General features: G+C 41.1%; 19 protein-coding genes and 1 tRNA gene. 19 read left to right on the plus strand and 1 reads right to left on the minus strand.

Annotated elements, in window-relative coordinates; all coding sequences use genetic code 11:
* The first annotated feature begins 33 nt into the window (after window positions 1-33).
* The 11 genes from JOD18_RS15715 to JOD18_RS15765 all read left to right on the plus strand — a co-directional run bounded on the left by JOD18_RS15715 (window position 34) and on the right by JOD18_RS15765 (window position 8,649).
* Window positions 34-693 carry a hypothetical protein gene (locus tag JOD18_RS15715; RefSeq protein ID WP_239588166.1) on the plus strand — a complete coding sequence of 220 codons (660 nt, stop codon included), beginning with the start codon at window positions 34-36 and terminating at the stop codon, window positions 691-693.
* 500 nt (window positions 694-1,193) lie between these two features.
* The gene (locus JOD18_RS15720) at window positions 1,194-2,060 is read left to right on the plus strand and encodes a YitT family protein (protein ID WP_204670081.1); all 867 of its coding nucleotides are present in this window, start codon (window positions 1,194-1,196) and stop codon (window positions 2,058-2,060) included.
* A gap of 219 nt (window positions 2,061-2,279) precedes the next feature.
* Entirely contained in the window at window positions 2,280-2,621 is a 342-nt protein-coding gene (locus JOD18_RS15725; protein ID WP_204670082.1) for a nucleoside/nucleotide kinase family protein, read from the plus strand.
* On the plus strand, window positions 2,579-2,968 hold the full coding sequence (locus JOD18_RS15730; RefSeq protein WP_239588167.1) for a nucleoside/nucleotide kinase family protein: 390 nt from the start codon (window positions 2,579-2,581) through the stop codon (window positions 2,966-2,968). Before JOD18_RS15725 ends, JOD18_RS15730 begins: the two co-directional genes overlap by 43 nt.
* Window positions 2,969-3,181: 213 nt before the next feature.
* Window positions 3,182-4,723 (plus strand): putative polysaccharide biosynthesis protein, encoded by a 1,542-nt coding sequence (locus JOD18_RS15735; RefSeq protein WP_204670084.1) that lies wholly within the window; start codon window positions 3,182-3,184, stop codon window positions 4,721-4,723.
* Between the two features lie 313 nt (window positions 4,724-5,036).
* On the plus strand, window positions 5,037-6,491 hold the full coding sequence (gene yabN / locus JOD18_RS15740; protein WP_204670085.1) for a bifunctional methyltransferase/pyrophosphohydrolase YabN: 1,455 nt from the start codon (window positions 5,037-5,039) through the stop codon (window positions 6,489-6,491).
* 19 nt (window positions 6,492-6,510) lie between these two features.
* Window positions 6,511-6,771 carry an RNA-binding S4 domain-containing protein gene (locus tag JOD18_RS15745; RefSeq protein WP_204670086.1) on the plus strand — a complete coding sequence of 87 codons (261 nt, stop codon included), beginning with the start codon at window positions 6,511-6,513 and terminating at the stop codon, window positions 6,769-6,771.
* A gap of 139 nt (window positions 6,772-6,910) precedes the next feature.
* Entirely contained in the window at window positions 6,911-7,210 is a 300-nt protein-coding gene (gene yabP, locus JOD18_RS15750; RefSeq protein ID WP_204670087.1) for a sporulation protein YabP, read from the plus strand.
* Window positions 7,207-7,761 carry a spore cortex biosynthesis protein YabQ gene (gene yabQ / locus JOD18_RS15755; protein ID WP_204670088.1) on the plus strand — a complete coding sequence of 185 codons (555 nt, stop codon included), beginning with the start codon at window positions 7,207-7,209 and terminating at the stop codon, window positions 7,759-7,761. Before yabP ends, yabQ begins: the two co-directional genes overlap by 4 nt.
* Before the next feature lie 23 nt (window positions 7,762-7,784).
* Window positions 7,785-8,162: an FtsB family cell division protein gene (locus JOD18_RS15760; RefSeq protein ID WP_204670089.1), complete on the plus strand. Its 378-nt coding sequence runs from the start codon at window positions 7,785-7,787 to the stop codon at window positions 8,160-8,162.
* Between the two features lie 76 nt (window positions 8,163-8,238).
* Window positions 8,239-8,649: a S1 domain-containing RNA-binding protein gene (locus tag JOD18_RS15765; protein WP_204670090.1), complete on the plus strand. Its 411-nt coding sequence runs from the start codon at window positions 8,239-8,241 to the stop codon at window positions 8,647-8,649.
* Window positions 8,650-9,284: 635 nt separating this feature from the next.
* Here JOD18_RS15765 and JOD18_RS15770 read toward each other — a convergent pair.
* Window positions 9,285-9,358 (minus strand) — tRNA-Met (locus tag JOD18_RS15770).
* 385 nt (window positions 9,359-9,743) lie between these two features.
* On the opposite strand from JOD18_RS15770, the gene spoIIE reads away from it, so the two are divergent.
* From spoIIE to JOD18_RS15810, 8 genes are all read left to right on the plus strand, one after another.
* Window positions 9,744-12,200, plus strand: coding sequence for a stage II sporulation protein E (gene spoIIE, locus JOD18_RS15775; protein WP_204670091.1), 2,457 nt, complete (start codon window positions 9,744-9,746; stop codon window positions 12,198-12,200).
* A 72-nt stretch (window positions 12,201-12,272) separates the two neighbouring features.
* Window positions 12,273-13,007, plus strand: coding sequence for a vWA domain-containing protein (locus tag JOD18_RS15780; protein ID WP_204670092.1), 735 nt, complete (start codon window positions 12,273-12,275; stop codon window positions 13,005-13,007).
* Window positions 12,979-13,902 (plus strand): protein kinase domain-containing protein, encoded by a 924-nt coding sequence (locus JOD18_RS15785; RefSeq protein WP_204670093.1) that lies wholly within the window; start codon window positions 12,979-12,981, stop codon window positions 13,900-13,902. The genes JOD18_RS15780 and JOD18_RS15785 overlap by 29 nt, the downstream gene beginning before the upstream one ends.
* 244 nt (window positions 13,903-14,146) lie before the next feature.
* Window positions 14,147-14,290 (plus strand): hypothetical protein, encoded by a 144-nt coding sequence (locus tag JOD18_RS15790; protein ID WP_204670094.1) that lies wholly within the window; start codon window positions 14,147-14,149, stop codon window positions 14,288-14,290.
* Between the two features lie 100 nt (window positions 14,291-14,390).
* Window positions 14,391-15,815 (plus strand): tRNA lysidine(34) synthetase TilS, encoded by a 1,425-nt coding sequence (gene tilS, locus JOD18_RS15795; RefSeq protein WP_204670095.1) that lies wholly within the window; start codon window positions 14,391-14,393, stop codon window positions 15,813-15,815.
* Window positions 15,808-16,353, plus strand: a complete 546-nt coding sequence (hpt, locus tag JOD18_RS15800) for a hypoxanthine phosphoribosyltransferase (RefSeq protein WP_204670096.1) — start codon at window positions 15,808-15,810, stop codon at window positions 16,351-16,353. Before tilS ends, hpt begins: the two co-directional genes overlap by 8 nt.
* A gap of 94 nt (window positions 16,354-16,447) precedes the next feature.
* Window positions 16,448-18,460 carry an ATP-dependent zinc metalloprotease FtsH gene (gene ftsH, locus JOD18_RS15805; RefSeq protein ID WP_204670097.1) on the plus strand — a complete coding sequence of 671 codons (2,013 nt, stop codon included), beginning with the start codon at window positions 16,448-16,450 and terminating at the stop codon, window positions 18,458-18,460.
* A 418-nt stretch (window positions 18,461-18,878) separates the two neighbouring features.
* On the plus strand, window positions 18,879-19,661 hold the full coding sequence (locus tag JOD18_RS15810) for a type III pantothenate kinase (protein ID WP_204670098.1): 783 nt from the start codon (window positions 18,879-18,881) through the stop codon (window positions 19,659-19,661).
* Window positions 19,662-19,666 lie beyond the last annotated feature (5 nt).

The following is a 19,666-nucleotide window of genomic DNA, read 5'->3' on the forward strand; positions in this document are numbered from 1 at the left end:
CTTATCCAGCGCACAGGTTCTGATGGAATTATCGTGGCAAATAGTATCTCACCTCTGATTGAACATAACCGGTGCTATGATGCGGGAGCATTGGGTAATCTAACGGATACGAGATTGATCGCAGGAATATGGGTGTGTGCTGTCTCCGATGCGTTGATTCAATTCAACGAAGTAGCAAGAACCAGATTGTTTGAAAATGACGGAACTGCATTTGATACAGATTGGGGATGTGCTGGTACGAACATTTTTCAGTATAATTACACTCATGATAATGAGGGTGGCTTCTGGTTGGATTGTGCGGGGATTAATCATAACGAGAACTATGAGGGTACGATTCTAAGACATAATATTAGTGTGAATGACAGACGTTGCATTGTTCAGAGGGATGACGGATTCCATGCGAAATTTGATCAGAATGTATTTTTCCAGTATGAAGGGACACTGGATATCTGTTCCCAAGCTGCGGGTCATTCCCATCATTTTAAACACAATATGTTCTATTTCCATGATACACCGCCTGATGGCTGGAAATCATTTGTATATGAAGGAAACTGCTATTATCCTTGTGCCGCCAATCCAGACGATCCTTTAGCCAGTACAAAGGAGCCTCCTGTTACCGAAACTTTGCCATCAAAGGCTGCATTGGATGGTTTGGACAAATACGAAATTTTTCATAGATTGTGTACTCAGTAAATGAATCCTTGAGATTGCAGACAGGAACGAAGTTTTGGCTCCTTAGTACAATTTTCAAAAGATATTAATAGAAGTTGTTGATGTATATGGATAGACTGTAAATCATAAGGCTTTGGAAATTAAAGCAAATGTCGCTTAAGCAGACAGATTAATACAAAAATTTTATTTTTAGTGTGTGTTCAAAAAGGTCGATAAAAAGGACCAAGAAGTTCAAGGCGGCGCAGCTTAGAGCAACGGAGCGTATGCTTTTAATACGTGAGTAGCGGAAAAGCAAGCCAACGCAGAAATTCGCCGTGTCATTTTTGTTGGACTTTTTGAACAACCTCTTTTAGTGACTTTAGTAGGTAAACATTGGAGTCATGCAATCTTTTTCAGCCGACCTGCTCTGATGAAATATATCAAAAGATTCACTCCCCTGGCTGTTTACTCTTCTTTCAGACAATGTTAAAGTAATATAGGCTCAAATGGGCATGATATTAGGAAAGAAGGGAACATCGGCTATGAAAAAAGGCTTTACCTCTAAGTCATTAAAAGAATATATATACATTATTATCGGGGCGACGATTGTCGGACTTGCTTATAACATCTTCTTCCTGCCGGCTCGTCTGGCAGCTGGCGGGATTTCAGGTGTGAGTACGATTTTGTTTGAGGTGTATGCGGTCAACCCCGCTATTGTGCAATTTGCCATTAATATTCCGATTTTCTTTATTGGTTTGTTTACCTTAGGAAAAGAGTTCAGCTTTAAGACGTTAGTCGGTACTGCTTGGGTACCACTTACTATTTTTCTAACGGCAGATATACCGTTGACGATCACCAATCCGTTTCTTAGTGCCCTCTATGGCGGTCTTATTCTAGGTGCAGGATTAGGAGTTGTCTATAAAGGAGGGGGCTCTACTGGCGGCACCACGGCGATCGCTCAGGTGGTCAAAAAGTTTACTGGTATCTCCAGCGGATATTCTCAATTTATTGTAGACGGTCTGGTCGTGATTACCTCTATTATTGTATTTAATATTGAGCTAACGTTATTTGCGTTGCTGGCGATCTATATTTCAGGTAAGGCAATTGATTTTGTGCAATTACGTACTTCTTCTACTAAGCTGATTATGATCATTACGGAAGAAGAGGATAAGGTGCAGCAGCTTATTCAGGAGGGGATTGATCGTGGACTCACCAAGATCCGTTCGGTTGGCGGTTATTCCAAGTTAGATAAAACGATGATTCTTTGTGTAGCAGAACAGCCGGAAGCAGTGCAGTTAAAGCGGCTGCTGCAAAATGAGGCACCAGAAGCCTTCACTATTTTTATTAACGCTTCTGAGATTCTTGGCAGGGGCTTTTCGCTCGATCGTTATTATGGGCAGAAGTTGTAAAAGGAAATCCATTTTTTCTAGGATGGATAATGCTGTAATAGATATATCAGTAGAGTAAATTCCGTTATTAGGCCGTAGATACATTTTAGTATATAAAAAAATACAATATAAGTCTATTATTTCCTTAAGAGACCGTGTATGTTTTAGATATGTATCTGTAATACAAATAACTTCATCTTTGAACTAATTGCCGACATATGATTTCAGGAGGGGAAGAACATGTCTAACATACCAGAATGGTCGAGATCTGCTGTAATCGCTGCTTTGGCCGATAAAATGGTCTCATTACATGTAGATTACCCGCTAAGGGTTGCAGTAGATGGCCGATCTGCTGCAGGAAAGACTACATTATCCGATGAGTTAGCTAAAGCAGTCCAAGAGCGAACACGCGGAGTGCTTCGAGCTTCTATTGATCATTTTCATTATCCAGGGCATAAAAAACGTTCACAGCAAGGAGAATGGACCGCACAATCTTATTACGAATATGGATATGATTATACTCATTTGCCCATTTCGTCTTGCGGCCTCTTGGGCCTGGAGAAAGTCGAAGATGCCGGCTAGCCCTTTGGGATTCATTTCACGACAAAGAGGTGCCAGAGCAATGGCACCATGTAGGAGATAGAGATATTGCTATTATTGATGGTATATTTCTTCTCCACTCGGAGCTCGCTGGTTACTGGGATTATGTCATATGGCTTGATATTGATAATGAAACCATGGTGAAACGGGCTCTGCAAAGAGATGTGGCTTGGGTTGGTTCGACTCAAGCCGTTGAAGAGAGGTACCGGCGATTTTGGATTCCTGCGCACGAACGCTATGAACAACTGACCTTAGCGCCTTCTCGTGCTCATGCCTTTATCGATAATCAAGGCTTCACAGAGCCTAAACTATTACGTCTTTCAAAATGAGGCTTGCAGAGGAGACATATGAAACATAGTAATACGTATCGAGATCTCTATCAATACGTTAATAGGCCGCCATTCAAAAGGCAGTCTATCATTTAGAGGCTAGAGCTTAAGGAAAGAAACAGCCATTTCCTTAAGCTCTATTTTCATTGCCAGCAAATTTTTGCATACACTATGTTATAATAGCTAATAATTTAGAAGTAGAGGAAGAACCTAATGACACGATCGAAACAAATCTATACAGGCGCCTTTGCCTTAATGGTTGCGGGACTGTTTAGTAAAGTAATTAGTGCTTTTTACCGCATCCCCCTACAGAATCTTACTGGTGATGTCGGATTTTATATGTATCAACAGCTATATCCTATCTTAGGGATTGCGGCAATGTTTGCTTTATATGGTTTCCCATCTGCGATTTCAAAATATCTAGCAGAGTGGCCAGCGGCAAAACATCAACAAATCTATCGGCGGATTCTATTTGTGATGATAGGATTTAGTTTGCTGCTGACTATGCTTTTTCTAGTGGTCAGTCCAGTATTAGCCTTGTTCATGGGTGATCAGCAGTTAGCTGGTCCTTTGAGAAATGCGGCTTGGGTTTTCCTAGCTGTTCCGTTTGTGGCCTTATTCAGAGGAGTGACACAAGCAGATCAATGGATGGAGCCCACCGCTTATTCGCAAATGGTGGAGCAATTTATTCGTGCCTTTGTAATTATCGGAACAGCTATACTGATTTTTAACCATCAACTGGATGTATCTCAAATTGCGAATGGTGCAACAATGGCTGCAGGTGCTGGTCTGTTGACCGCCTTTTTGTTTTTATGGCCATTTTATCTGCGTCATATTCGTTTACAAAAGGGAATCGCACCTGTACCACAGCCGACCATCCGTTTTCTCTTTCGTTCGATTGTTCTCTCTGGCGTGGTTATTAGTTTAAACCATATGCTGCTGTTATTAATGCAGCTGGCAGATGCTTTTACGATTGTCCCAGCCCTGTCTGCTTATGGGGAATCTTTGGCAGAGGCCAGAGAAATCAAGGGTATCTTTGACCGCGGACAGCCGCTGGTACAATTGGTAACTGTGCTAGGCTCTTCCCTTGCTCTAGCCCTTGTTCCACAAGTAACCGCCTTGTCATGGCAGATGGATCGTCAAGGCACATTGATAAAAATGAGAACGACGATTAAATATTGTATTTTATTATCAGTGGGTGCTACTGTAGGTTTGATCATTTTGTTTCCAGAAGTCAATCAACTCTTTTTCCAGAATCAGAGTGGAACAGCCACTTTACGGGTTCTCGCCTTGGCTATTTTATTTTCTTCCTTAGCGGTAACGCTTGCGTCCGTGCTGCAAGGATTCGGTTATATCAGATGGACGGCTTTTATTCTGCTGGGCGGGCTGGTGATCAAGCTAGGGTTAAATTATTTTTTGGTTGCTAAGTTAGGGATCATTGGAGCAGCTATCGCCACGGTAGTGACGCTTGCTTGTATTGCCTCAGCCTATTATCGTCTATTATCGTCGCGCATGAAGCTTGCCCATCTCTTCCCAATGCCCTGGAGGCAAATGCTGCTGGCCAGTGGCGCGATGGCAGTCGTATTATCTATTTTGAAATGGGTTATGCCGTCTTTTGAGGGCAGGCTCAGCTTATTGCTGTATGTGCTTGGCTGTGTGTTAGCAGGCTTGATGATATATGGTATAGTGATTATTAAAACCGGAGCATTGGATGAAAAAGAACGGAAACGACTATCTTTGCGGAGGAAACAGTAAATATAATTTTAAGAGGTTGTTGAAAAAAGTCCAAAAAATGACACAGCAAATGTCTGTGTTGGCGGTAGGGGAACTTCTACTAAGGTTACCCACATCATGTGGGTAACGCAGAAGTCAACATTTCCTGTGCAAGTCCGCTACTCACGTATGAAAAGCATATGCTCTGTGGCTTCAAGGCTGCGCCGCCTTGAACTTTGACGTACAGGATGTGCTAGTATCGGTGTTGTAACACGATGTTGCGAACTTAACCGATGATGGTTCTTTTTATCGAATTTTTTGAAAATGTACATTATATAGAAAAAAGGTGACAACGATGAAACCAATCATAGAAATAATTGGCCTTGGCGGCGGTGATATCGATCAGCTGCCGCTAGGTATTTATAAAAAGTTAACGCAGGAGAAAAATTGTTTTGTACGCACCGTCGATCACCCTGTGATTCAGACATTAATGGAAGAAGGAGGAATTTTCCAATCATTTGATACCATTTATGAACAATATGACCGTTTTGAAGAGGTCTACCGGCATATTGTTGACATACTGGCAGAACAAGCGGGGGATATCGGGAAAGTCGTTTATGCCGTGCCAGGTCACCCGATGCTGGCGGAGCAAACCGTACAGCTGCTCTTGCAGCACGCGGATGTAGAAGTAAAAATACTAGGCGGTCAAAGCTTCTTGGATGATCTGTTCTCGGCACTGCAGATCGACCCAATTGAAGGGTTTCAATTTGTCGATGCAACGTCTTTCAGCCGGTCTCAGTTGACATACCAGCAACACCTTGTCTTCTGTCAAGTTTATGATGCCTTTATTGCTTCTGAGGTGAAGTTGACCTTATTGGAAGATCTGCCGCCAGAACATCCTGTTACCATAGTCGAGGCGGTTGGAAGTCAGCAAGAGTCAATCAAACAAATTTCATTAGTAGAATTAGATCAACAGATGGAATTGAGCAATTTAACTAGTGTGTATGTCGCACCAGCTGCCAAAGAACAGCTAAACCATCAGTTTCATCGCTTACAAGAAGTGATAGCCGCCTTAAGGGCGCCTGGTGGCTGCCCATGGGATCAAAAACAAACACACCAAACATTAAAAAAATATTTGCTGGAAGAGGCCTATGAGGTTTTGGAAGCGATCGACCAGCAAGATGATGAGGCCCTAGCTGAAGAACTGGGTGATGTGCTCCTACAAGTGATGCTTCACAGTCAAATTGGAACAGAAGCAGGATTTTTTACGATTGATGACGTAATATATAGTATTACCGAAAAAATGATTCGCCGTCACCCGCATGTCTTTGGTGATGTGGAGGTAAAGGATGAGCAGGAAGTAGTTAGAAATTGGGAGGTCATTAAGCAAACAGAGAAGGATGAGCCCAATACGATTCTATCATCTTTGACAACAGGGTTACCTGCCACTTTGCTGGCGGAAGAAATCCAGAAGAAGGCCGCCAAGGTAGGCTTTGATTGGAAGGAGCCGGAACCGATATGGGACAAAGTGTATGAAGAATTAACTGAGTTTAAGCAAGCCCTTCAACAGGAAGGACGCGAACAACAGGAGAAAGAATTTGGCGATATTCTATTTGCAATGATTAATCTAGCAAGATATTATAAACTTAATCCAGAAATTGCATTAATGCGTACTAACCATGTATTTAAAAAACGTTTCCAGTATGTAGAGAAGAAGGTGCAGGAGAGTCAGCAAACTTGGCAATCATTTGACTTAGAAGCGCTGGATCGCTTTTGGGAGGAAGCTAAGCAGCTGGAACAGAAATCATAGATCATCAGGAGGGAATCATATGCGTTTAGATAAATTTCTTAAAGTATCTCGTTTAATTAAACGCCGGACACTGGCGAAAGAGATCTCTGATCAAGGCAGGATTACCGTGAATGGCAACGTGGCGAAGGCCTCTACCAGTGTCTCTGTCGGCGATGAATTGAAGATTCAATTTGGCCAGAAGCTTGTAACTATTGAAATCGATCAATTAAAAGAAACCGTCAGAAAAGAGGAAGCCACTCAGCTATATACGACGAAACAAGAGGAATATATTCAGCAATAAACGTTGAGTAATAATTGATATATGGTGAAAAGGGTATATGTGCTCGGTGAAAAACTAGTTATTTTTCACGTACTATTACTGTTCTAAACTTGTCCATCTATTCATAGATTAATAATGGATAAAGGAGGGAACAGTAAAAATGAATTATTATGAAAAAAAACCGACCCCAACGTCACAATTAGAGCACCAGGTGAAGATGTCGAACCGCCGTTTACTAGAGATAGATGGAGTGAAAGAGGTAGATAGCTTCGATAGTGAAGAATTTCTCCTGCAAACGGTAATGGGTTATCTCGTTATCCGAGGGGAAAATCTGCAAATGAAGAACTTGGATGTAGAGTCCGGTATTGTATCGATAAAAGGGAAGATATATGAGCTGTCTTATTTAGATGAGCATCATGGGGAGAAAGCTAAAGGCTTGTTTAGCAAGCTATTTAAATGACATTAAGCACACAGTTTATCACGCTGCTGGCTATGATATTGTCGGGTGTTTATCTGGGGATGGCCTATCACACCTTCAAGCGTTTTGAACATTTATGGATAAGCAGCATACTATGGAAGTATCTGCTGGAAGTATTATTTTGGTTGATACAAGCAATTGTACTGTACACCATCCTATTTATAGCCAATGAAGGGATTGTCAGATTCTATTTGCTGTTAGCAGTTCTTTGTGGGTATGCCATGTTTAAGGCATTGCTGGAACGACTGTATCATCGAATGCTTGAAGTATTGATTCATGTGGTAAAAAGTATCTATCGCTTTATTTATCGTCTGCTTCGTCTGCTGATTATACAGCCTATCGTCTGGATTGTGACTATGTTAGTGGCTGTCGTTCTCAAACTGCTCACCATAATTTGGGTAGTCATAAGGTGGTTATTATCTCCTTTGTTTTGGCTAGGGGGGCATGTCGGAAAAATCTTCTCAAAAAATGCGAAAAAATATCTACAGCTTTTTAAGTCGTTTTATAGTAAAATAAAGAGAAATGCAAAATAAAGATAGAGGAGGAAATGGATCGTATGGCTAGACGAAACAAAGTATCCCGAATAAATGAAGCATATTTTGACCAGCATGATGCTCAAGTCAAGCGTCAAAAACGACGCAAGAAGAAGTTGTATAGAAGACTTATGATATTTGGTATTGCCGCTGCAATTATTATGATCAGCCTCATTTCCTTTCACGTGAATCAGCGCTTGAAGCACCATAATATGCAACAGCAGTATACAGAATTATCCGATCAACTAGCAGATATGGAAAAAGAGGAAAAGCAATTAAATGGTGAGATAGAACTCTTAAACGATGAGGAATATTTATTACAAATAGCCAAAACTAACTATTTCTTCACAGAAAAAGGCGAAATTGTATTTAAATTACCAGAAGAAGAGCCATCTTATTGACACCGCTTTACTTGCTTGGCTATAATATAATTGCAATATATATTTTTTTAACATTCTAAGGAGGAGCAATTTTTTTATGTCAATCGAAGTAGGCAGCAAGTTACAAGGTAAGGTAACAGGTATCACTAATTTTGGAGCATTCATTGAATTACCAGGTGGTAAGACAGGGCTTGTTCACATTAGTGAGGTTGCCGATAATTACGTAAAAGACATTAATGAACATTTAACTGTTGGCGATGAAGTAACAGTGAAGGTTCTTAATGTAGAGGATGATGGTAAGATCGGTTTATCTATTAAGAAAGCGAAAGATGAACCAACTCAATCTAATCGTCGCAAAAGTCAAGGACATTCAAAAAATAACCGTGAAAGAACCGAATCATTTGAACAGAAAATGAATCGCTTCTTAAAAGATTCTGAAGATCGTTTAGCAACACTAAAAAAACACACAGAATCCAAACGCGGCGGACGAGGAGCGAGAAAAGGCTAATAACTTGCTGTCTATGAAACGTAGAAGATGGATGTGACTCGTGAAGATATAAGTCAAGAGAAAAATAGCCTCCCTTATTACCAATGGATAAGGGAGGCTATTTTTTATCGTTTTCCGATAGAAGCTTCCCTCCTCCGTCGTATGAAGGGTGAAACCCAACGATAGGTGGGAGATGAATGTCGGAAAACGATAAAGCCGGCATCTTTGCAAATGACAACTCCTTGGGGCTTAAACAGCTAAGTAGAACACAGCCTCTTTGCAAAAGCCCAATCCCTAGCGCTTAAACAGTTAAGTAACCCCCGGTATCTTTGCTTGCCGATACGTTATTTTTTTATCATTCCCTACAAAAGAAGAAGGGCTGTTGCACAATGGAAACTACATGGTGCGACAGTCCCTCTTTTTAGGTATATGATTTATGAGACCGTCAAGAAGTTCATTTCTATTGACCTCTCTATGGCTACTTGATCTCTTCAAATTTCAAAGGAGTGGACCTTTCATCAAATGCTGAGATTATATCTTAGCTGTTTAAGCTCTAGGAGGGGAATGATACTGTCCAGCATTAAGCACTCTACGCTTTTGTTCTGTAATGTAAAAAACCCTATTATCGATAAGCGATAACAGGGCATTTATTAGGATAGCGGCGGAGGGGATCGAACCCCCGACCTCACGGGTATGAACCGTACGCTCTAGCCAGCTGAGCTACACCGCCTTCATCAAAAAACCTTTGAAAGACACAAAAAATATAATACAACAGCTTGTCCTTTCTGTCAACGGTTTTCTTTATCTGTGTTCAGTGCCTGTCTGTTAGCGAGATAAAAATCATCTGGCGGTTCAGCTCAGGTAGGTGTGTGAAATGAATCAAGTGCGAGGATAGAGTTGAATTTTTTGAACCGTACCTAAACTAAAAAAATCGCTCCCTTGATATCAACACAGTCAGCCAAAAAAGGAGAGACAAGCCGTCTTAAATGGAAAGGAATCTGTCGGTTTCCTATATATTTAAAGAATGGCGTCGAACTTTTTAGAACTGCATTTTGCTTGTTTTGACAAAATCTCAAAACAAGCTGTGCTTTAATATGGACAGAGGAGTGATATTAATGAACACATATACGGAAAATAAACCAAAATCATTATGGACCAGTACACAAGAAACGATCAAGGCGACAAGAAGTAAACTATGGAAGCAATGGACAACCCTGATGTTTGAAAAGGGTGTGTTCATTTATATAATTGGCTTCTTATTAGGCAGGGCAGTTATTTTATCTACCCTTTCGCCATTTGTTATTGCTTTTGTAGCAGCGGTTTGGTTTCTGCGTCGGGACAAGGTGTTTCCTTTATTAATTTTTGCTATGTTAGGAGCACTTACATACAGTCTCCCGCACAGTATGTATATTTTGTTGGCCCTATCCGTATTTTTCGTTGTTTCTCTGTTTATACAGCAAGCAAAGGCGCTCGAGCGAATTTTACCATTCGTTGTGTTTGCTGCAGCTAGTATTCCGAGGATGACGATTTATTCGATGAATGTACCGATTACCTACATCGAATGGATTATTGCCTTAGTGGAAGGATTACTTGCTACAGTGCTCTTTCTTATTTTTATGCAGAGTATGCCATTATTATCACCAAAAAGATATAAACCAATTTTAAAAAATGAAGAAATTGTATGTTTCATTATTTTAATCGCATCTATTATGACGGGTGTGATCGGGGTAGAACTGTATCAAGCGCATATGGAACAAGTACTTACACGTTATTTAGTATTATTGTTAGCGCTGGTAGGAGGTGCAGCAATCGGTTCTACTGTAGGGGTGGTGGCGGGGCTTATTTTAAGTTTGGCAAATATTGCAAATGTGTTCCAAATGAGTTTATTGGCATTTTCCGGCTTATTGGGCGGTTTATTAAAAGAGGGCAGGAAAATAGGCGTCAGTATTGGGCTGCTAATCAGTACGCTGCTGGTTAGTTTGTATAGTGGTGCCGCTGAATATTTATCGATAGCCTTATGGGAATCTGCCTTAGCCATTATATTGCTGTTTTTAACGCCTAATAAACTCATTAAACAGCTGGCCAAATATATCCCGGGAACAATAGAACATTCCCGTGAACAGGAACAATATTTGCAGAAGGTGCGCAATGTGACCGCGCATCGGGTGGAGCGTTTTTCCAATGTATTCAAAGCGCTTTCGCATAGTTTTCAGACAACCTCTCATCAATGGCAAGAGCATGATGTGGAAGTAGACTATTATTTAAGCAATGTGACAGAAAAGACGTGCCAAACCTGCTTCAAGAAAGAGACATGCTGGGTGCAGCACTTTGATAAAACATATAATTTAATGAAGGATGTCAAGGATCAACTCGAAGCGGACAAGCAGTTAAATAGTATTACCAATCGTCAATTCGAAAATCACTGTATTAAATCACGCAAAGTGATGGATACGATGCAGCAGGAGTTATCCTTTTTTCAAGCGAATCAGCAATTAAAGAAACAAGTCTTGGAGAGCCGGCGGTTTGTTGCAGATCAGCTGCAAGGTGTATCTGACTTTATGAAGAATTTTGCCGGCGAAATTATGAAGGAGAAGGAAAATCATGAACAACAGGAATTAGAAATAGTTGCTGCCTTAAAGCATGTCGGCATTGAGCTGGAAAAACTGGATATTTACAGCTTAGAGCAAGGTAATATTGATGTAGAAATGGTGATTACTTTTCAACAATATCATGGTGAAGCGGCCAAGCTTATTGCCCCTATTTTGTCGGATATATTGGACGAGACGGTCATTCCCGTGACAGAGGATATATCACCACTAGTGAAAGGGCATAGCTTCTTTACCTTTGGATCGGCACGGAAATACGACATTAAGACAGGGGTGGCTCATGCGGCAAAAGGAGGCGGACTTGTATCAGGAGACTGTTACAAAGCGATGGACCTAGGTGCAGGAAAGTTTGCCTTAGCAATTAGTGATGGGATGGGAAATGGGGATCGTGCTCATGAAGAGAGTACCGAAACATTACGCTTGTTACAGCAGATTTTGGAATCAGGTTTTCACGAGCAGGTGGCAATCAAATCGATTAATTCCATTCTGGCTTTACGAACAGATGATGAGATCTATGCCACTCTTGATTTGGCAATGATTGATTTACATCATGCCCTTGTCCAATTCCTTAAGGTGGGTTCCACACCAAGCTTTATTTTGCGACATGATCAAGTAGAAAAGGTTGAAGCTAGCAATTTGCCAATTGGCATTATTCAGGAGGTAGATGTAGATGTAGTCAGTGCACAGCTGCAAGCAGGTGATTTTCTCGTGATGATGAGTGATGGTATCTTGGAAGGGCCGAAACATATTGATAATGTCGATGAATGGATGGAACAAAAACTATTAGATATGGAAACAAGTGATCCGCAAGAAATGGCTGATATTTTATTAGAAGAAGTGGTACGTACACAAGGCGGTGAGATCGGTGATGATATGACGGTGCTGGTGGCAGAAATTAAAGAGAACCACCCGGAATGGGCACCTATTCGCTCCTTCCGTCATTTTCAAAGGGAAAATATCAGTTGATAAAGGTATATTTCCAAATTCTATTGGTGAAAATGAGATTATAGCTCATACCAATTGGAGGAGGAAGATACGATGAAAGCAGGTAATTTAAAACAAATTCTTTTAATCACAGATGGGTGTTCCAATCAAGGCGAAAATCCAGCCATGGTGGCCAGCCTTGTGGCAGAACAAGGTATTACCGTAAATGTGATTGGTATTTTAGAAGATACACAGAGTGAACAACCTGAAGGGTTAGAAGAGGTCGAGGATGTTGCAGTCAATGGCCGAGGTGTAAGTCAAATTGTTTATCAGCAGGCATTAACACAAACGGTGCAGACCGTTACCAAGCAAGCTATGACAGAAACCTTGCAAGGTGTAGTCAATCATGAACTGAAACATATATTGGGTCAAGAAACCACAATCGAAGAGCTGCCGCCGGAGCAGCGCGGAGAGGTTATGGAGGTGGTGGATGAATTAGGGGAAACCTGTTCATTAGAAGTATTAGTACTAGTAGACACCAGTGCCAGTATGGCAAATAAACTTTTAGCTGTGCAAGAAGCATTGATTGATTTATCGATTAGCATGAATGCGAGGATGGGAGATAATCGCTTTGCGGTCTACCAATTCCCAGGGCGGAAGAAGCCTATACAACAATTAGTAGATTGGACGTCTCGCTTAGATTCGATTTCTTCCATTTTCTCGAAGATTTCCAGCGGGGGTATTACCCCAACAGGACCAGCTTTAAAAGAGGCAATGTATCAATTCGGCAAGAAGTCATTGCGAAGGAGATTTAGGAAAGATGATCTCTCCAACATCGAAGAAGCCTGACGTTCGCCTGCGTAAGGGTCAAATAATTATCGGAAAATGGCATAAACGCCAATATCAAGTGATTCGCTTACTAGGCAGCGGGGCAATTGGAACGGTCTATCTTTGTCTTTATCAGAATCGGAAAGTTGCTTTGAAAATGAGCATACAAAGTGCAGCGATTACATCGGAGGTGAACGTGTTAAAGTCATTCCAAGCGGTCCAAGGTCATCACCTAGGGCCAGCTTTAATCGACGTGGATGACTATGTTACCTCAGCAGGACATCACTATGCCTTTTATATTATGGAGTATATATCAGGAGATACGTTAACTTCCTTTATTAACCAGAATGGCAATCAGTGGCTGAGTCCTTTATTGCTTGGCCTAGTCAAAGATTTGGAGGTGCTGCACAAACAGGGGTATGTTTTTGGAGATTTGAAGCTTGAGAATTTAATTGTCGCCAGAAATCCGGCGAAACTCCGCTGGGTGGATGTTGGCGGTACAACATGGAAGGGGCGGGCTATTAAAGAATATACCGAATTCTATGATCGGGCTTATTGGGGCTGTGGAACGAGAAAGGCGGATGCTGGTTATGATTTGTTTGCATTAGCGATGGTCATTCTGCGCGTGTATTATCCTGATGGTTTTGCACGTGGACAGAACCCTCGAAAAACCTTACGGCAAAAAATCGACCAGGCTGTCGATATCGAACCATTAAAACATTTGTTAAAGCAGCTGGTGGACCAAACGTTCCATGAAGCAGGCCAGGTTCATCGCTTTTTGCTTACCCATGCAATGAAACGCCAAACAACACGCGCGAAACAGGTGCAGCCGATTAATGAACCATTATATCCGGTAGTGGAGATGATTGGGGTGTTGACGGTTGGGGCGGGTTATTGTCTATATTTAATGCTATAGAGGTGGTTCAAAAAGTCTAATAAATATAATCCGATAAATGTTGGATTTGGTTTATTTCTCATTTTGCAATTTTTCATACGAAAATGCTGACTCAGTGCTTGCACATTGTTTACTTACGCACTGTTTTTGGGAAGAATAGAAATACACCAGTGCATTTCTGACCTTCCCAAAAACGGTGCAACTTTTTAGCCCTGCTAAAGATGTATGAATCATTAGAGGCACACGGATGAGCTCAATAAGGAGGGTGACTAAAATATTTATGGGGATCGGTGTCTTCAGGACATATAAAGATAACGACCAATATGGAGCGTCAGGGAAGACTATCTCTGTGTCTGGTGATGTAACTTGTGGTCATCCATATTTTGGTGTGGTGGATCTGATATTTTGACACTCCTCTTCCGGCAGTTAGATAATTAGGATAAACGTTCTCGCTGAAGTTATGTTAAAATGATACAGAAGAAAAACTTACATGGATGGAGTGAGGGTTTGTGAATCGATCAAACCTTGATGAACAGGTACGGCCATTTATGGAACATTATCAGCTGATTCGACACGGAACGAAGGTAATCATAGGTGTATCAGGCGGGGCCGACTCCTTGCTTTTACTAAAGTATTATACGATGCTGAGAGAAGAATGGCATCTAGAGATTATAGCGGTGTCCATTGACCACGGCTTAAGAGGTCAAGAATCAGCCCAGGATGTACAATTTGTAGCCGAGCTATGCAAGAAATGGGGCGTTACGTTTGTTGGCAGGCAAGTAGATGTGAATCAACGTAAACAAATGGAAAAGGAAGGAACCCAGCAAGCTGCCCGAATCCTTCGATACCAAGTATTTGAAGAGGTGATGAGGTCCTATCAAGCGGATTTCCTTGCCTTAGCACATCATGGAGATGATCAGGCGGAAACCGTATTAATGCGGCTGATTCGTCAATCCAATCCTGCTTCACTAACAGGCATACCGATCAAAAGGCCGTTTGCTTGTGGTTACCTGATCCGTCCATTTCTTACCCTATCCAAACCAGAAATCTATCATTATTGTGATGTTTATCAGATTGTGGCTAGGGAGGATCCGTCTAATCAATCTTCCACTTATATGCGGAATTTTCTTCGTAATCAGGTAATGCCACTTTTGAAACAGCGGGAACCGCAGCTTCATATTCGTATACAGGCGATGACGGAACGATTAACGGAGGATCAAGACTATTTAATGGCACAAACCGAGAAGATGCTAGCAGAAACAACCACTTTTTCCTATCCGATTGTTTTTTTTCAAATTGAAGCGTTTCAGACATACCCGATGGCTTTACAAAGAAGAGCCTTTCATCTAATATTAAATTATCTTTATCATGTATTGCCAGCCAATCTGCATGTACAACATGAGAAAGATTTCTTTGAACTATTAAGGAATACCAGAAGTAATGTGACAATTGACTTTCCAAACCGCTTGAAAGTGACGAAGAGCTATGATGTAATCCGCTTCCACTTCCTTTCCACGCAAAAACGGGACGGGGAAGACCATCGTCTTATCCATATTCCTGATACTATACCGCTAACAGACGGTGCTTTTTTGCAGGCAGCGTATACCTCGGTAGATATAAAAGAGGATAAACATACATTACAAATCCCTGTTGCCCTCACTTCTTTCTTTCCTTTGACGATAAGAACCAGAGAGCCAGGCGATCGAATAAGGGTAAGAGGTTTAGATGGCAGTAAGAAGGTCAAGGATATTTTTATTGATGAGAAGATTCCGTTAGAAGACAGAGGTAAGTGGCCGATTGTGGTTGGAGCAGATGGTACATTACTTTGGATCATTGGCTTGCGAAAAGCCGAGATAGATAAGCAGTTAAAGCAGGAGAAATATGTGGTATTGAATTACATAGAAACAAATAACAGGAGGCACCATGATGCATAGCGAAATAAAAGAAATACTAATTTCGGAAGAACAAATCCAGGAAAAATGTAAAGAACTAGGGGCGCAATTAACAGAGGAGTATCGTGGCAAATTTCCACTTGCTGTAGGAATTCTAAAGGGTGCGCTGCCATTTATGTCAGACATTCTCCGCAACATCGATGATCACTTAGAAATGGATTTTATGGACGTATCTAGTTATGGCAATGATACACGGTCTTCTGGAGAGGTGAAAATTGTCAAAGACTTAGACACGAAAGTAGAGGGACGGGATATCTTAATTATCGAAGATATTATTGACAGTGGCTTAACGCTCAGTTATTTAGTTGATCTATTTAAGTACCGTAAAGCCGAATCGATTAAAATTGTCACTCTGCTAGACAAACCAGACGGACGGACAGTGGACATTAAGGCAGATGTTGTCGGTTTTCAAGTGCCCAATGAATTTGTGGTAGGATATGGGTTGGATTATCAGGAAAAATATCGCAACCTTCCATATATTGGAGTGCTGAAACCAGAAATATACAGTGGAGAGGCATAAGAAATTTGTATTCTTTAGAGGTAATTAGTTGTCACAAAGTCTTTGGTTATGATACTATTTACTATAGTTTTCTCGTTTCGGGAGGAGGTAGGCAATGAATCGGATTATACGTAATGTGATCCTTTATTTCGTAATCTTTTTGGTTGTGATTGCGATTATACAAATTTTTACCGGCCAAAACAACCAAGCGGAACAATTGAAGCTTCAGGAATTTACCGAGGCATTGGACAGTAATGAGCTTTCTGATATGGAAATGCGCCCATCACATGGGATTATTCGCGTTTCTGGTACGATGAATGAAGGTGCAGAGGAAGAAACTCTTTTTTTCGCAAATGTACCTAACACTGTAACAATGATTGACTATATCAGTGAAGCTGCTCCAGATATACTTGTACAGGAAGAGGAAAGACCAAGCGGATGGGTAACGTTCCTTACAACGATGATTCCATTTGTTATTATTTTTATCCTATTTTTCTTCTTACTTAACCAAGCTCAGGGTGGCGGAAGCCGTGTAATGAACTTTGGGAAAAGCAAAGCGAAGATGTACAATGAAGAGAAGAAGAAAGTGCGCTTCCGTGATGTTGCTGGTGCAGATGAAGAGAAACAAGAGTTAGTGGAAGTTGTTGACTTCTTGAAAGATCCACGAAAATTTGCTGCGATCGGTGCGACGATACCGAAAGGGGTTCTGTTAGTGGGCCCTCCAGGTACAGGTAAAACCTTACTTGCACGAGCTGTAGCAGGGGAAGCTGGCGTGCCGTTCTTCTCTATCAGTGGTTCAGACTTTGTTGAAATGTTTGTTGGTGTTGGTGCTTCACGTGTTCGTGACTTATTTGAAAACGCCAAGAAGAACGCCCCGTGTATCATCTTTATTGATGAGATTGATGCCGTAGGTCGTCAACGTGGTGCTGGTGTAGGCGGTGGTCATGATGAGCGTGAACAAACATTAAATCAGCTATTAGTAGAAATGGATGGTTTTGGCGAGAATGAAGGTATTATTATTATCGCTGCAACCAACAGGCCAGATATTTTAGACCCGGCATTGTTACGTCCGGGGCGTTTCGACCGTCAAATTACAGTAGACCGTCCAGACTTAAAGGGTCGTGAAGATGTATTAGGCGTGCATGCTCGTAATAAGCCGTTGGCAGAGGATGTCGACCTAAAAACAATTGCTATGCGTACACCAGGATTTTCGGGTGCAGACTTGGAGAACCTTTTAAATGAGGCGGCATTAGTAGCTGCCAGGGCTGACAAAACGAAAATCGATATGGAGGCTGTAGATGAAGCAATTGATCGCGTAATTGCTGGTCCAGCCAAGAAGAGCCGAGTTATTTCTAAGAAAGAACGTAATATTGTTGCATATCATGAAAGTGGGCATACCATTATTGGAATGGTTCTAGATGATGCAGATATGGTACATAAGGTAACCATTGTACCACGTGGTCAAGCGGGCGGTTATGCCGTCATGTTACCGCGTGAAGATCGCTACTTTATGACGAAACCAGAATTACTTGATAAGATTACCGGTCTATTAGGTGGCCGTGTAGCTGAGGAAATTATCTTTGGTGAAGTAAGTACAGGTGCACATAATGACTTCCAGCGTGCTACTGGTATTGCACGTAAAATGGTTATGGAATATGGAATGAGTGATAAGATCGGTCCATTACAGTTTGGCAGTACTGGCGGTCAAGTCTTCTTAGGCCGAGATATGCAAAATGAGCAGAACTATAGTGATGCTATTGCCTATGAAATTGATCAAGAGATCCAGCAATTTATTCAGTCATCTTATGCTAGAGCAAAACAAATTTTGACAGAAAACCGTGATAAGTTAGAACTTGTCGCCCAAACACTGTTAGAAATTGAAACATTAGATGCTGGTCAAATTAAATCATTATTTGAAGATGGCAAGCTGCCAGATCCTGTTGTATCTGAGCAAGACGGAGAAGCGAAAGATGCGGATGCGAAGGAGAAAAGCAAAGATTATGATCCGTCCTCTTTAGAATTAAAAGTAAACATTCAGCCTCAATCAGAAACAGAGGGACAGAATGATGGCCCGACGGATGATAAGCAAGGCTCGGATGAAAATCCAGATAAAGATAATAAACAGTAATATAACAGGCTGCCTGAAAAGTCCATGATCTTTTCAGGCGGCCTTTTTCACACTAGTGGAAAGAGTAAACTGTTTCCATGGACAAGAGTTTTCTTTAGTTTGTAAGCTGAGGATTCTTAATTTAGCAGCAAATTATCTGCACAATGTGATGAAATTAACCGATTATAGTCTTTTTTACCGAAACTGGAGCATACTTATAAAATTAATTATGAAAGAGAGACAATTCACTTGCCGTAACGGATAACCAAACTATACAATATGGAAGTAAGTACAACTTATTTACAGTGCTAATATTCGTAAATACTTATTTTAAAGGTGAATTGTGAAGCATACTAAACCTCGATGGCCGGTTATCAGCAAGAACAAAAAATTCCACTGATAGCTGCCTCACTTTATGACATAATAAATGGAGGATGCAATGATTTTTGTTATAGATGTAGGAAATACCAACACAGTATTAGGGGTGTTTGCGGACGAGCGATTGGTTTATCAATGGCGGATGCAAACAGATAAGTATAAGACAGAAGACGAATATGCTATGTTTATTCAGTCATTATTAGCTTATGAGGGTTTAACATTTGAGGATATGGATCATATCGTCATCTCATCAGTTGTGCCGCCCATTTTATTTTCCCTCCAACGCATGGCCGACAAATATTTCCGGTGTAAGCCAATGATTGTAGGAAATGAAGAGATTAACCCACATTTGGAAATGATTTATCCTAACCCGAAAGAACTGGGTGCAGATCGAATTGTCAATGCTGTTGGAGCGATTGAGGAATATGGCCCTTCCAATATTATTATTGATTTTGGTACAGCGACGACATATTGTTACATTAATGAACATGCACAATATGTGAGTGGTGTGATAACACCAGGGATTAATATATCACTAGAGGCATTATATCAACATGCTGCTAAATTACCGAAGATAGAATTAAAACGACCACAGCACGTGTTAGGACAATCGACGGTAGAGGCGATGCAGTCAGGTGTTTATTTTGGTTATGTCGGCCAGGTTGACGCCGTGGTGAATCGGATTAAGCAGGAAATTGACGCTAACCCAAGAGTAATTGCTACAGGTGGACTGGCTACGCTGATTGCCAATGACTCTTCTGTGATTGATATTGTAGATCCATATCTCACGTTAAAGGGATTATATTATATTTACCAGAAAAACGAACAAACATTTAGGCAGTAGAAAGG

It is taken from the genome of Gracilibacillus alcaliphilus, from assembly GCF_016909015.1.
Taxonomy (GTDB): domain Bacteria; phylum Bacillota; class Bacilli; order Bacillales; family Amphibacillaceae; genus Gracilibacillus; species Gracilibacillus alcaliphilus.